Consider the following 14,745-nt stretch of genomic DNA (forward strand, 5'->3'; position numbering starts at 1 on the left):
CTTCAAAACAGAAATCCCGGCGCAAGGCCGGGATTCCCATGACATATTTTGATGGCATATCTGGGCTGAATTACTTCAGACCTTCGATCAGGGCCTTGATCGGCTCCTCGATCGCAGGACGGATATCACCACGCTCCAGGGCGAAGGCAACGTTGGCGAGGATGAAACCATCCTTGGCGCCGCAATCGAAGGTCTGGCCGCGGAAATGATAGCCGGCAAACTCCTGCGACTGGGCAAGCGTCAACATGCCGTCCGTCAGCTGGATTTCGTTGCCGGCACCCCGTTCCTGATTTTCGAGAATGTCGAAAATCTCGGGCTGAAGGATATAACGGCCGTTGATGTAGAAATTCGACGGCGCCGTTCCCTTGGCCGGCTTCTCGACCATTTCGGTGATCTTGAAACCTTCGCCCACGGCATCGCCCACGCCGACAATCCCGTATTTATGCGTCTGATCAGGGGCGCACTCCTGCACCGCGATGACGTTGCCGGCGGTCTGGTCGTAAAGTTCGACCATGCCCTTCAGGCAGCTCTTCTGCGAATGCATGATCATGTCAGGCAAAAGCACGGCGAAAGGCTCGTCACCGACGATGTCCCGTGCGCACCATACCGCATGGCCAAGGCCGAGCGGCACCTGCTGGCGCGTGAAGCTTGCCGTGCCCGCCTTGGGCAGAAGGCCGGCCAGCAATGTCAGCTCGGCATTCTTGTTGCGCTCGCGCAGCATCTGTTCGAGTTCAAATTGAATATCAAAATAATCTTCGATCACGGCCTTGCCTCGGCCGGTGACGAATACAAAATGCTCGATGCCCGCTTCCGCCGCCTCGTCGACGACGTATTGAATGACAGGCTTGTCGACGACGGTGAGCATCTCTTTCGGAACCGCCTTGGTTGCGGGCAGGAAACGCGTGCCGAGACCTGCGACCGGAAATACGGCCTTCCGAATTTTCTTCTGTTCTACCACATATCCCTCCTGAGAGATAAAACTTGATCACAATCCCCGCACGCTGTTGTTATTTCAAAAATAACAACGTTTTGTAAAGGGTGACGCTACCATCTATTAATGGTAAAGAATTTGTTGACGTTCTTTTGTTATCCATGACGACGCCCGATGCGTTTTCGCAATCGAAATGACATTCGAGAGAACGAAAGACTGACGATGATAAAGATGATCCTTTCAGGTGTCCGCAAATTCGGCTGCATGATGGTTGCAGGTTTGGCAATCTCGCTGGTGCCCGTTTCTGCTCACGCAGATGCGGGGTTCAGACAGTGGATCAACCAGTTCTACGCAACAGCCGCCAAAGAAGGCATTAGCAAGGCCACATATCAAAAGGCCTTTGCCGGCGTCAGCGAGCCGGATCCGGATGCGCTGCGCAAGGCGACTTTTCAGCCGGAATTCACCACCCAGATCTGGGATTATCTCGATTCCCGCGTGAACCCCTATACGGTGCGGATCGGCCGCGAGATGAAGATGAAGCATGCGACGACCCTCAACTGGATCGAGCGCAACTTCAACGTCGATAAACATATCATCCTTGCCATCTGGTCGATGGAATCCAATTACGGCGCCGTTCTCGAAAAGCCGGAGCGACTGCACAATATTCCGCAGGCGCTGGCCACACTTGCCTATTCCGACCCCAAGCGCGCCAAATTTGCGCGCACGCAATTGATCGCCGCGCTCAAAATCCTGCAGGCGGGCGATGTGACGCCCAAGCAGCTGACGGGCTCCTGGGCGGGCGCGATGGGTCACACCCAGTTCATTCCGACCAGCTATCTGCTTTATGCGGTGGATGCTGATGGCAACGGCAAGCGCGATATCTGGCACTCGGTTCCCGACGCTCTGGCAACGGCTGCCAATCTTCTTTCCCGGAATGGCTGGGAGCCCGGCCGGACATGGGGTTACGAGACCGCAGTGCCGCGGGGCGGCGCGCGTTACGAAGGCCAGACGAAGACGATTGCCGAATGGGCAAAGCTTGGTTTTGCCCGCCCGAACGGCAAGAATTTCACCCGCGGCTCCGACCGCGCCATGCTGAAATTGCAGGGCGGCGCAAACGGCCCCGGGTTCCTGATGATGAAAAACTTCTTCACCATCAAGAAATACAACGCATCGGACAGCTATGCGCTGGCAGTTGGCCTGCTTGCCGACGAGATAGCCGGTTATGGCGGCATGCAGCAGAAATGGCCACGCCCGGATGGCACGCTCGATATTCGTGAAAAGTTCGAACTCCAGACCCGCATGAAGGAACTGGGTTATTACGATGGCGAGATCGACGGCAATTTCGGCTCCGGTTCAAAGGCTGCCATCAGCGCCATCCAGTCGCGCATGGGCATGGAGAATGACGGCCAGCCGTCGCAGCGATTGCTGAGAGCCCTGCGCAACTAATAGTGTGCCGGCAAATTCGGCGACGGTCGTTACCGCCGCCGAGCCATCCGGAAAGGTCGATGTCATGAGTAGGACACCTGCTGCGAAACGCGGAAAGACAGGCTGGCGCTTCTGCGTCATCATTCTTTGTGCGGCCATCTGCGCCCCGCTCGTGCCGTCCGAAAGCTTTGCCCAGGAACAGCGGCGAACTCTGTTCGAAATGCTGTTCGGCAGGCCCGTGGGACGAGAGGATGCGCCGGGCCGCGAATACCAGCCGCGCAACCGCCGGGATTTCCCATCGGCCCCGCGCGAAAGAGCGGTCACTCGTCCGCAGCCCGCAAGAAAAACGCCTTCGGTGGTTCAGATGCGAACCATAAAACCGGAGCCGGCCGCCAAGCTTGAAAATGCAAGGCGCGTGCTGGTGGTCGGCGATTTTCTGGCCGGAGGCATGGGCGAAGAACTGGTCAACGCCTTTGCCAGTTCGCCGGCAATTGCCGTGGATGTGCGGGCAAACGGCTCTTCCGGCCTCGTTCGCACCGATTATTACGACTGGTTCGCCAACCTGCCGCAGTTCATAAACGAAACCAACCCGGCCACGATCGTCATCATGATGGGATCGAACGATCGCCAGCAGATGCAGATCGGCGATATCAGGGAAAAATTCGGCACCGATGTCTGGTTCAAGGAATATGAGCGGCGGATCGATGAGCTTCTGACCATTGCCGGTCGCAAGAAGGTACCGCTGCTGTGGGTTGGACTGCCCGCTTTCCAGTCGCCGTCGCTCACGGCCGATCTGGTCGGCTTCAACCGGCTTTATCGCAGCCATGTCGAGAAATACGGCGGCGAATTCGTGGATGTGTGGGACGGTTTCGTCGATGAGGCGGGAAAATTCGTCATTACCGGTTACGACATGAACGGTCAGCAGGCGCGCCTGCGCGAGGCCGATGGCGTTGGCATGACAAGCGCCGGCAAACGCAAGCTTGCCTTTTACGTCGAGAAATTCGTGCGCAGGCACCTCGACAGCGCCGGGCCGGACCTCGTGAAACTGGATGGCAGCAATCTGCCCGCGCTCACCTCGCTGCCGGCACTCGGCATCGACGCGGGACAGGTACGCACGCAACCGATCAGCCTCACCGATCCCAATCTCGATGGCGGCGACAGGCTGCTTGGCGACACCCCAGCGACAGCCGGGCCGACACGCGTATCGGTGGTGGAATCGCCGCGCGAACGGCTGACCAAGCGTGGCGAGATGGCCGATGCGCCGGCGGGCCGTATCGATGACTATCGCATCGCCCCGGATGCGGCACAGGCCAGGCAATAGGCGCTATCAGACCGGCAAGAGCCCGTCAGGGCGTAATGTTTAGGCAATCCGAAAATGGCAGGATAAGTGAAGCTCTGCAGGAATGCGGCCTGTAACCGCATTTTCGCATGGCGATCTTTCTTCGACACATCCACGAAACCGTCATTTTCATTTCATGCGCGACACCTTGCACGGAAAGCGCGCCCAGACATTGCCGAGAACAATTCATGCGCCTGCTGCTTGTTGAAGATGAACGCGAAATGGCAGCAGCCCTGTCCGCCGCCCTGCATCGGTTCGATATCATCGTCGATAATGTCGGGACGCTCGATCTTGCACGTCATGCGATCATGGACGGCGTTCACGATCTCGTCGTGCTAGACCGGCAATTGCCGGATGGCGACGGCATCGAACTCATAGAAGATCTGCGCCTGCTGCCCGTCACCCCGCCCGTCATCGTGTTGACGGCGCAGGGAACGCTTGCGGACCGGGTGAACGGCCTGAACCTTGGAGCCGACGATTATCTCGGCAAACCCTTCGCCGTCGAGGAGCTTCTGGCCCGCATCCGCGCCCTGATGCGCAGACCGGCCGGCACCGTGACGATGACGGCGAAACTGGGCAAGCTGGAATTTTGCTTCGAAACCCGGGAGGTGCGCATCAAGGGGGAGTTCATTCCCCTGACGAGACGCGAGCTGCTCATTCTCGAAGCCCTGCTGCGCCGGCAGGGCAGGACGGTGCTGCGATCGGTGCTCGAAGAGGCCGTTTATAATTTCGACGACGAGATCCAGTCCAATGCGCTTGATTCCCACATTTCGCGCCTGCGCCGCAAATTGCAGGCGGCGGATGCGGGCCTCGAAGTCCACGGCATTCGCGGCGTTGGTTATCTTCTGAGGGCAGCCGCATGAAGCTGGCCGGGAGGAAATCGCTCAAGCGTCGCCTGACAATTCAATTGCTGCTGTTCCAGATCGGCAGCCTTTTCATCGTCAGTGCTGCGATCGTCGCTTATCTGTCGAGCGGCGGTGCAGGCAGCGCCCTGCTCAGCCCGCAGGCAGCCCAGATTACCGCCAATGCAATCGTGCGGGACAAGGACGGTCGACTGGTGCTCGAGGAGACGCAAGATTTCATCGAGATGCGCAGCAACATGCCCGATTTCTGGTTCGTCGCGGTCGGCGAAAAGGGCGATGTCGTGCAGGGCGGGCCAGTGCCCGAAGCATTCAACATGGATCAGCAGCTCAGCGATATCAGGGTTTCCGATGTGCGCGACGCGGCCTTGTCCTATTCCTATCTTGCCGTCGTGCGCATCGCCGTCGTCCGCCGTGTTTCCGGACCGGCGGGCGAGTTCGTGATGATCGGCAAAGGCGGTCCGTTCAGCATGACATTCCCGGTTCTGCTGTTCTCCAACATATTGATCCTGCCGATCCTCATTCTCATGTCCATCGTCACGATCGTGACCATTCCCTGGATCATTCGCAGGGAATTTCTCGCCCTTTCCACCATTGCGCACACGGCGGAAACCATCGATATCGACAAGCGTGGATATCGGTTACCGGATGCCGATATTCCACGGGAGGTGCAGCCGCTCGTTCATGCCGTCAACGGCGCGTTGCAACGGCTGGACGATGGTTATGAGCGACACAAGCGTTTCATCCTCGATGCCGCCCATGAATTGCGAACCCCGGTCGCCATTCTCCAGACCCGTGTCGAAACGCTGCTGGACGGGCCGGACCGGAGCAGGATATTGGCAGATGCCAGCCGTATCGCCGTGCTTGCCGAACAATTGCTCGATCTGCAGCGACTTGGCGGGCAAAAGGCGCCCCTTATCCCGCTTGATCTCGTTGGCCTTTGCAGGTCGGTCGTGGCAGATATGGCGCCGCTTGCAATCTCTCAAGGCTACGAGCTTTCGTTCGAGCCGGAAGAAGAGCCTATCCTCGCCCTTGCCGATGACGCCTCGCTGCAACGCGCCCTGATGAACATCGTGCAAAATGCCATCGAACATGGCGGCAATCGCGGAACGATCACCATAAAAGTAGGGGCCAACCGCGTGATCGACATATCCGACGAAGGCAACGGAATTCCCGAAGAGGACCGGGAAGCCGTGTTCGACGCATTCCACCGGTTGAGGCCCAAGGATCGCGGCACCGGGCTCGGTCTCAACCTCGTGCAGGAAATCGTCCGCTACCATGGCGGAGAGATCACCATCAGTGATTCTCCCGCTGGCGGGGCCTCCTTTCGCATCAGCCTCCCCTACTGCTGAACCAGTCCTGTCTTTTGAAGCACGTAATATTATTGCAATTCTCAGGCGCGATATATTGTCCGTCCCCCTGAATGCGAGACCTCCATCGCGTTCCGGTTCTCCAGTCAAACAAAAGGCCTGTTGTGAAACACAACAGGCCTTTCTGTTTTCGTTACGACGGCTTGCGCCGCATCAACCGGCTCAGCGCGGCAGGACGGTTGCACCCATCAGCGCCTCGTCGATTGCGCGTGCCGCCTGGCGGCCTTCGCGGATGGCCCAGACCACCAGCGACTGGCCGCGGCGAACGTCGCCCGCCGCCCACAGCTTGTCGACCGAGGTCCTGTAGTCCGTCTCATTGGCGACCACATTGGTGGAGCCGCGGCGATCGGTGTTGAGCGTCAGCTTTCCATTCATTTCCTTCAGCACGCTATCGGTGAAGGGGCCGGAGAAGCCGATGGCGATGAAGGCGAGATCGGCCTTGATGATGAATTCCGTGCCGGCGATGGGCTTGCGACGGTCATCCACCTGACAGCACTTCACACCGGTCAGAACGCCGTCTTCGCCAACGAATTCGAGCGTGGCGACCTGGAACTCGCGAATGGCGCCTTCGGCCTGCGAGGACGACGTGCGCATCTTGGTTGCCCAGAAAGGCCAGACCGCGAGTTTGTCTTCCTTTTCCGGCGGCATCGGGCGGATGTCGAGCTGCGTGACTTTCACCGCACCCTGGCGGAAGGCCGTACCGACGCAGTCAGACGCCGTATCACCGCCACCAACAACGACAACATGCTTGCCGCCGGCGAGGATGGGATCGGCAGGCCAGCCGATGCTGTCGATGTTTTCGCGGCCAACGCGGCGGTTCTGCTGTACGAGGTAAGGCATGGCGTCGTAAACGCCGTTGAAATCAGCGCCGCCGATACCGGCCGGGCGCGGGGTTTCCGAGCCGCCGCAATAAAGCACGGCATCGTGGTCGGCCAGAAGCGCCTCGACCGTCACATCCACGCCGACATTGACGCCGCAATGGAAGGTGACGCCTTCGCCCTTGATCTGCTCGACACGGCGATCGATGAAGTTCTTCTCCATCTTGAAATCCGGAATGCCGTAACGCAGCAACCCGCCTGGCTTGGATTCACGCTCGTAGACATGAACCTCGTGACCGGCACGGCCAAGCTGCTGTGCGGCTGCCATGCCCGAGGGCCCGGAACCGATGACGGCAACTTTTTTCCCGGTGTGGATCGTCGCCGGCTTCGGCACGATAAAGCCCAATTCATAGGCCTTGTCGGCGATGGCCTGCTCGACGGTCTTGATAGCGACCGGTGCATCCTCGAGGTTCAGCGTGCACGCCTCCTCACAAGGCGCGGGACAGACGCGGCCGGTGAATTCCGGGAAGTTGTTGGTGGAGTGGAGGTTGCGGATCGCCTCTTCCCAGTTGTTGTTATAGACCAGATCGTTCCAGTCGGGGATCTGGTTGTGCACGGGACAGCCCGTCGGGCCGTGACAATAGGGAATGCCGCAATCCATGCAGCGTGCCGACTGCTTCTGCACCTCGGCATCCGACATCGGAATGGTGAATTCGCGGAAATGGCGGATGCGGTCCGATGCGGGCTGATACTTACCCACCTGCCGGTCGATCTCCAGAAAACCTGTAACCTTGCCCACGTTTATGTCCTCACATCAAAGCGGAGCGCCTGTCGGCCCCCAGTACCAGGTGGCGAAACCAAAAGCCGCCCCCAGTACGATGAACTCAAATCCGGTCTCGCCGCTTGTCCAGTGGATCACCGTGGGAACGGCAACCGCGATCATCAGCGAGACCAGTTGGTGTAGTATCCTCACGCGGCGGATTATTCCGCCGCCACGCCCATGCGCATGCGCTCCATTTCCTCAAGCGCACGACGGTATTCGACCGGCATGACCTTGCGGAACTTCGGACGGAACTCGCTCCAGCGGTCGAGTATATCCTTGGCACGCGACGAGTTCGTGTAATGGAAGTGGTTGGAGATCAGCTGGTAGAGGCGCTCCTCATCGTGGCGCGTCATGTCCTCGGAAACGTCCACACGTCCCTTGTGCATGAGGTCGCCGCCGTGATGATGCAGCTTCTCCAGCATGTCGTCCTCTTCCGGAACCGGCTCCAGCTCGACCATGGCCATGTTGCAGCGTGTGGCGAAATCGCCCGTCTCATCGAGAACATAGGCCACGCCGCCCGACATGCCGGCCGCGAAGTTACGGCCCGTTTCGCCGAGAACGACCACGATACCACCCGTCATATATTCGCAGCCATGGTCGCCGACGCCTTCGACAACGGCAACGGCACCGGAGTTGCGCACCGCAAAGCGCTCACCCGCGACACCGCGGAAATAGCACTCGCCGGTGATTGCGCCGTAAAGAACGGTGTTGCCGACGATGATCGAGTTTTCCGCGACGATGCGGGTGTTTTCCGGCGGGCGCACGATGATGCGGCCACCCGACAGACCCTTGCCGACATAGTCGTTGCCGTCGCCCACCAGATCGAAGGTAATGCCACGGGCCAGGAACGCACCGAAGGACTGGCCCGCCGTGCCGCGCAGCGTCACGTGGATCGTGTCATCCTTCAGACCCTTGTGGCCCCAGCGCTTGGCAAGCGCGCCTGAGAGCATCGCGCCGGCGGAACGGTCGACGTTCTTGATCGGCACTTCGAAAACGACAGGCTCGCGGTTTTCCAGCGAAGGCAGCGACTTCTCGATCAGCTTGCGATCCAGAATATCGTCGATCGGATGCTTCTGGCGCTCGGTCCAGAAGGTTGCCTCTTTCGGAGCCTCGACCTTGTGGAAGATGCGGCTGAAATCCAGACCCTTGGCCTTCCAGTGCGCCAGCATCTCATCTTTTTCGAGCAGCTCGGAAGCGCCGATGATCTCGTCCAGCTTGGTAACGCCAAGCGAGGCGAGAATTTCGCGCACTTCTTCGGCCACGAAGAAGAAGTAGTTGATGACGTGCTCCGGCGTACCCTTGAAGCGCTTGCGCAGAACCGGATCCTGCGTGGCGACGCCGACCGGGCAGGTGTTGAGATGGCACTTGCGCATCATGATGCAGCCGGCCGCAATCAGCGGCGCGGTGGCAAAGCCGAATTCATCCGCACCGAGCAGCGCGCCGATGATGACGTCGCGGCCGGTCTTCAGGCCGCCATCCACCTGCAGCGCGATGCGCGAACGAAGGCCGTTCAGCACCAGCGTCTGCTGGGTTTCGGCAAGGCCGATTTCCCATGGGGAACCGGCATGCTTCAGCGACGTCAGCGGCGAAGCACCCGTGCCGCCATCAAAACCGGCAATGGTGATGTGGTCGGCGCGCGCCTTGGCGACACCGGCCGCAACCGTGCCGACGCCCACTTCCGACACCAGCTTTACCGAAACATCCGCTTCAGGGTTCACGTTCTTCAGGTCGTAGATCAGCTGCGCCAGATCTTCGATAGAGTAGATATCATGATGCGGCGGCGGCGAAATGAGGCCGACGCCCGGCGTCGAATGCCGGGTCTTGGCAACCGTCGCATCCACCTTGTGGCCGGGCAATTGTCCGCCTTCGCCGGGCTTGGCACCCTGCGCCACCTTGATCTGCAGCATGTCGGCATTGACGAGATATTCCGTCGTCACACCGAAGCGGCCGGATGCGATCTGCTTGATGGCCGAGCGTTCCGGGTTCGGCTTGCCGTTCAAAAGCGGCATGTAGCGGTCGGATTCTTCGCCGCCTTCGCCAGTGTTGGACTTGCCGCCGATGCGGTTCATGGCAATCGCAAGCGTCGTATGCGCCTCGCGGCTGATGGAGCCGAAGGACATCGCACCGGTCGAGAAACGCTTGACGATATCGACCGCCGGTTCAACCTCATCGATGGAAACAGGCTTGCGGCCGAGCGCTTCCGCCGACTTGACCTTGAACAGGCCACGGATGGTGTTCATGCGCAGCGCCGTCTCATTCACCATGCCGGCGAATTCGCGGTAACGCTCCTGGCTGTTGCCGCGCACAGCGTGCTGCAGCGAGGCAACCGCATCCGGCGTCCAGGCGTGGCTTTCGCCGCGCATGCGATAGGCATATTCGCCGCCAATATCGAGCGTGTTGGCAAGGATCGGGTCCTTGCCGAAGGCGGCCGTATGGCGTGTCACCGTTTCTTCGGCGATCTCGGTCAGACCCACACCCTCGATGGAGGTGGCGGTGCCGAAGAAATACTTCTCGACGAATTCCGACGACAGGCCGATGGCGTCGAAAATCTGCGCGCCGCAATAGGACTGGTAGGTGGAAATGCCCATCTTGGACATGACCTTGAGGATGCCCTTGCCGACTGCCTTGATGTAGCGATAGACGACTTCGTCGTCGGAGACTTCCTTCGGGAAAGCGCCGTGCTTGTGCATGTCGAGCAGCGTGTCGAAGGCGAGATAGGGGTTGATCGCCTCCGCACCGTAACCGGCGAGCAGACAGAAATGGTGAATTTCGCGCGGCTCACCGGTTTCAACGACGAGACCGACCGACGTGCGCAGGCCCTTGCGGATCAGGTGATGATGCACGGCGGCCGTCGCCAGGAGGGCGGGGATCGCAATGCGGTCCGGGCCAAGCTGACGGTCGGAGAGAACGATGATGTTGTAACCGCCGCGAACGGCCGATTCTGCACGCTCGCACAGGCGGTCGAGCATATCTGGCATGCCTTCGGCGCCGCGCTCCACATCATAGGTGAAGTCGAGCGTCTTGGTGTCGAAACGGTCTTCCGTGTGGCCGATGGAGCGGATCTTTTCCAGATCGCCATTGGTCAGGATCGGCTGGCGCACTTCCAGACGCTTGGCGCGGGCCGCACCTTCATGGTCGAGAATGTTCGGGCGCGGACCGATGAAGGAGACGAGGCTCATCACCAGTTCTTCGCGGATAGGGTCGATCGGCGGGTTGGTGACCTGCGCGAAGTTCTGCTTGAAATAGGTGTAGAGCAGCTTCGACTTTTCCGACATGGCTGAAATCGGCGTATCGGTGCCCATGGAGCCAATGGCTTCCTGACCGGTGGTCGCCATGGGCGACATCAGGAGCTTCGTATCTTCGCTGGTGTAACCGAAGGCCTGCTGGCGGTCGAGCAGCGACACGTCGCGGCGAAGCGCCCGCGGTTCGACCGGCTTCAGCTCCTCGAGGATGAGCTGCGTGCGGTCGAGCCAGGTGCGGTAGGGGTGCTTGGCGGCAAGTTCGTGCTTCACTTCCTCGTCGGAAATGATCGAGCCCTTTTCCATGTCGATCAGCAGCATCTTGCCGGGCTGCAAACGCCACTTCTTGACGATGCGCTCTTCCGGCACCGGCAGCGTGCCGGCTTCAGACGCCATGATGATGCGGTCATCATCGGTGACGAGATAGCGTGCCGGGCGCAGGCCGTTGCGGTCGAGCGTCGCACCGATCTGCTTGCCATCGGTAAAGGCGACGGCGGCCGGGCCGTCCCACGGCTCCATCAGCGCTGCGTGATATTCGTAGAATGCCTTGCGTTCGGCCGACATGGACTGGTTGCCGGCCCAAGCTTCCGGGATGAGCATCATCACGGCATGGGCCATTGAGTAACCGCCACGCACGAGGAATTCGAGCGCGTTGTCGAAGCAGGCGGTGTCCGACTGGCCTTCGTAAGAGATCGGCCAAAGCTTGGAGATATCGTCGCCGAACAGCGCCGACGAAACCGACGCCTGACGCGCCGCCATCCAGTTGACGTTGCCGCGCAGCGTGTTGATTTCGCCGTTATGGGCGACCATGCGGTAGGGATGTGCGAGCTTCCAGGACGGGAAGGTGTTCGTCGAGAAACGCTGGTGCACCAGTGCAACCGCGGATTCGAAACGCGGATCCGCCAGATCCTTGTAATAGGCGCCGACCTGATAGGCGAGGAACATGCCCTTGTAGACGATGGTCGAGGAGGACAGCGATACGGGATAAAAATCCTGCGTCTCCTTGCCGCCGCCCTCGTCGTAGATGCGGTTGGACAGCACCTTGCGGATGAGGAACAGCTTGCGCTCGAAATCGGCATTGGTGGCAGCGTCACGCCCGGCGCCGATGAAAACCTGAACATGGTGCGGCTCGGTTCCGGCGATATCCGGAGCCTTGGAGAGCGAGGCATTGTCAACCGGCACATCGCGGAAGCCGAGAAACTGCTGCTCCTCCTCGCCGATAACATCAACGATCACCTTCTTGTAGTGATCGATACGGGACGGATCGCGCGGCATGAAGATATGGCCAACGGCATATTCGCCGGCCTTCGGCAGCGTTACGCCCTGCGCCGCCATTTCCTCGCGGAAGAAGCGGTCGGGGATCTGCACGAGAATGCCCGCGCCATCACCCATCAGCGGATCGGCGCCGACAGCACCACGATGCGTCAGGTTTTCGAGAATGAACAGGCCGTCCTTGACGATCTGGTGCGACTTCTGACCCTTCATATGGGCAACGAAACCGACACCACAGGCATCATGTTCATTGGCCGGATCGTAAAGACCCTGCTTTTCAGGCAAGCCGCCTGCGAAACGCCCTTTCGCAGAAACGGGTGCGGCCGCAGCCGCGGTGGGACAGTCTGTGGTCAAGGTGGCGGCGGCGATCTCGGCCTGCGGCTTGTTCGTCATTTTTGTCCCTCCTGCAAAATTACTTGCATGGTTTCATGCGAAGATCCGGCTCGACACGAATTTCCGTTTCCCGAAAAATCCGCACTCAACCCGGTTCGATCAAATTTAGGACAGCAAAGCTGTCTCAATTCGGAAGAATTTTGGCAGAAACTGGCGGATTTAGCAAGGGTGCGAATCCAATTAGTCGCACTACCGATTTGCAGCGAAGTTTCGATACTGACCTATTGCGCGAAACTTTCTGTCGCAAAGCGGCTCGACCCATTGCTTTCATTGCCGGATTTGCCAATCGCCAAGTTAGGTCCTAGAACTTTTGCCGGTCATCGGCCACGCATTGCCAAACCAGAACCTCAGCCATCGGAAAGCCTTCAGAGATGTTTTTTGCTTCAGACAATTGGGCCGGCGCCCACCCTGCCATCAACGAACGGCTTTCCCGGGAATCCACCCGGTTTGCCTCAGCTTACGGCAGCAGCGCCCTCGACCTTTCCATAGAAAAACGCTTCAACGAGATATTCGAGCGCGAAGTGGCTGTGTTCTTCGTCGCGACGGGCACGGCGGCCAATTCGCTTTCGCTGGCAAGCATCGCCCGCCCCGGCGGCCTGACCTTCTGTCACTCCGAAGCCCACGTCATCGAGGACGAGTGCGGCGCGCCGGATTTCTTCTCCGGCATGCGCATGGTCGCCGTTGAAGGGCCAAACGGCAAAATGCTGCCGGAAAACCTGATCGAGCGTATTTCACGTTATCCGCAGGATGCTGTTCACCACGGGCGCGCCGCAGCCATCACCATGACGCAGGCAACCGAGGCCGGCACGGTCTATACCCTCGATGAAATTGACGCGATCGCCAAGATCGCCAAGGAGAACGGCCTGCCGTTGCACATGGACGGCGCGCGTTTTGCCAATGCGCTGGCCGCACTCGGCACCACGCCTGCCGAAATGACCTGGAAACGCGGCGTCGACGTCCTGTCTTTCGGCGGCACGAAAAACGGCTGCTGGTGCGCGGAAGCAATCGTGTTTTTCGATCCGGCCCTTGCCAAAGACTTCGCCTTCCTGCGCAAGCGCACCGCCCAGCTCTTTTCGAAGTCCCGCTTCATCGCCGCGCAGTTCGAGGCCTATCTGCAGGACGACCTCTGGCTGGGTCTTGCAAGCCACGCCAATGCCATGGCCAACCGGCTGCGCGCCGGCTTTGCCTCGCTCAACAGCGCGCGCTTGGCATGGCCGACCACCGCAAACGAGGTTTTCGCCATTCTGCCAAAGGCCGCCGCCGAAGCGGCAACGGAAAAGGGCGCGAAGTTCTATGACTGGCTGGTGCCGCGCGACATGCCGGAAAAGGTCGGAAAGGACGAAGTGCTGATCCGCATGGTCACCAGCTTTGCGACGACCGAAAGCGACGTGGACGAATTCCTGTCGATCTGCGCTTCCGTCTGATATTTCAGGGTGTCGTTTCATAACGGTGCCCGAAGAGTGATGGTATCGCTCTTCACAAATTGGATGTCATCCTCGGGCTTAACCCGAGGATGACGGAGGAGAGGCGGCAGTGTGGGCGCTTCGCCTTAACGACGTACTCAAACTTCCTGCAACCGGTAACCGACACCGGTCTCCGTCAGAATGTAGCGCGGCTGGTCCGGGATTTTTTCGATTTTCTGGCGAAGCTGCCGCACATAGACCCGCAAATATTGCACGTCAGTGAGTTCGTCCCACACGTGTTCCAGCAGGAAACGGTGCGTCAGAACCTTGCCCGCATGCTGCACCAGAACCCGCAGAATATCATATTCCTTGGGCGAAAGTTTCACCTCCCGGTCCTCCACCCTCACGATACGCCTGACGAGGTCAACCGAGAGATCACCAGTCTGAAAGACCGGTTTCTCCCCTTGGGTCTGCAGGCGATGGCGCAGGGCGACGCGGATGCGGGCGACGAGCTCGTTCATACCGAAAGGCTTGGTGATGTAATCATCCGCTCCCAGTTCCAGTGCCCTGACGATACCCGCTTCGTCCGTTCGGCTGGAAAGGATGATGACGGGCAGGGAAAGCCCTTCCCCCGCCATTTTGCCAGAAGGTCATGCCCCGACATATCCGGCAGGCCAAGATCGAGAACCACAAGATCGGGCTTGTCCTCATTCACCAGCTCCATCGCGACGCGGGCATTCATCGCCTCGCTGACCGCATAGTCCTGCGTCGAGAGGCCTACTCGCAAAAGCTTGCGGATCGGCGGCTCATCATCGACGATCAGAATGCGGACGGCGGAATTGGTCATTTCCGATCTCCTTTGGCGGCATGGC

General features: G+C 59.7%; 8 protein-coding genes and 2 pseudogenes. 5 read left to right on the forward strand and 5 right to left on the reverse strand.

Going from position 1 to position 14,745, the window contains the following annotated elements; genetic code table 11:
* Positions 1-70: 70 nt before the first annotated feature.
* The gene (gene galU, locus G3A56_RS20855) at positions 71-958 is read right to left on the reverse strand and encodes a UTP--glucose-1-phosphate uridylyltransferase GalU (RefSeq protein ID WP_082185327.1); all 888 of its coding nucleotides are present in this window, start codon (positions 956-958) and stop codon (positions 71-73) included.
* A gap of 195 nt (positions 959-1,153) precedes the next feature.
* On the opposite strand from galU, the gene G3A56_RS20860 reads away from it, so the two are divergent.
* The 4 genes from G3A56_RS20860 to G3A56_RS20875 all read left to right on the forward strand — a co-directional run bounded on the left by G3A56_RS20860 (position 1,154) and on the right by G3A56_RS20875 (position 5,907).
* Positions 1,154-2,377 carry a lytic murein transglycosylase gene (locus G3A56_RS20860; protein WP_082185326.1) on the forward strand — a complete coding sequence of 408 codons (1,224 nt, stop codon included), beginning with the start codon at positions 1,154-1,156 and terminating at the stop codon, positions 2,375-2,377.
* A 64-nt stretch (positions 2,378-2,441) separates the two neighbouring features.
* Positions 2,442-3,677: an SGNH/GDSL hydrolase family protein gene (locus G3A56_RS20865; RefSeq protein WP_082186026.1), complete on the forward strand. Its 1,236-nt coding sequence runs from the start codon at positions 2,442-2,444 to the stop codon at positions 3,675-3,677.
* Between the two features lie 206 nt (positions 3,678-3,883).
* Positions 3,884-4,558: a response regulator transcription factor gene (locus G3A56_RS20870; protein ID WP_035242915.1), complete on the forward strand. Its 675-nt coding sequence runs from the start codon at positions 3,884-3,886 to the stop codon at positions 4,556-4,558.
* The gene (locus tag G3A56_RS20875; protein WP_082185325.1) at positions 4,555-5,907 is read left to right on the forward strand and encodes a sensor histidine kinase; all 1,353 of its coding nucleotides are present in this window, start codon (positions 4,555-4,557) and stop codon (positions 5,905-5,907) included. The genes G3A56_RS20870 and G3A56_RS20875 overlap by 4 nt, the downstream gene beginning before the upstream one ends.
* Before the next feature lie 180 nt (positions 5,908-6,087).
* Here the strand turns inward: G3A56_RS20875 and G3A56_RS20880 are convergent, their stop codons facing one another.
* The 3 genes and pseudogenes from G3A56_RS20880 to gltB form a co-directional block, all read right to left on the reverse strand.
* A complete protein-coding gene (locus G3A56_RS20880) occupies positions 6,088-7,542 on the reverse strand; it encodes a glutamate synthase subunit beta (protein ID WP_082185324.1) in 1,455 nt (484 codons plus the stop codon).
* Positions 7,543-7,557: 15 nt separating this feature from the next.
* Positions 7,558-7,716, reverse strand: a complete 159-nt coding sequence (locus G3A56_RS20885; RefSeq protein WP_164056741.1) for a hypothetical protein — start codon at positions 7,714-7,716, stop codon at positions 7,558-7,560.
* Between the two features lie 8 nt (positions 7,717-7,724).
* Positions 7,725-12,371 (reverse strand): annotated as a pseudogene (gene gltB, locus G3A56_RS20890) (glutamate synthase large subunit); the annotation flags it as partial.
* 470 nt (positions 12,372-12,841) lie between these two features.
* Between gltB and G3A56_RS20895 the strand changes: the two are divergent.
* Positions 12,842-13,894 (forward strand): threonine aldolase family protein, encoded by a 1,053-nt coding sequence (locus G3A56_RS20895; RefSeq protein WP_082185322.1) that lies wholly within the window; start codon positions 12,842-12,844, stop codon positions 13,892-13,894.
* A 137-nt stretch (positions 13,895-14,031) separates the two neighbouring features.
* Here G3A56_RS20895 and G3A56_RS20900 read toward each other — a convergent pair.
* Positions 14,032-14,720, reverse strand: a pseudogene (locus tag G3A56_RS20900) (response regulator transcription factor).
* Positions 14,721-14,745: the final 25 nt, after the last annotated feature.

The organism is Rhizobium oryzihabitans (genome assembly GCF_010669145.1).
GTDB lineage: Bacteria > Pseudomonadota > Alphaproteobacteria > Rhizobiales > Rhizobiaceae > Agrobacterium > Agrobacterium oryzihabitans.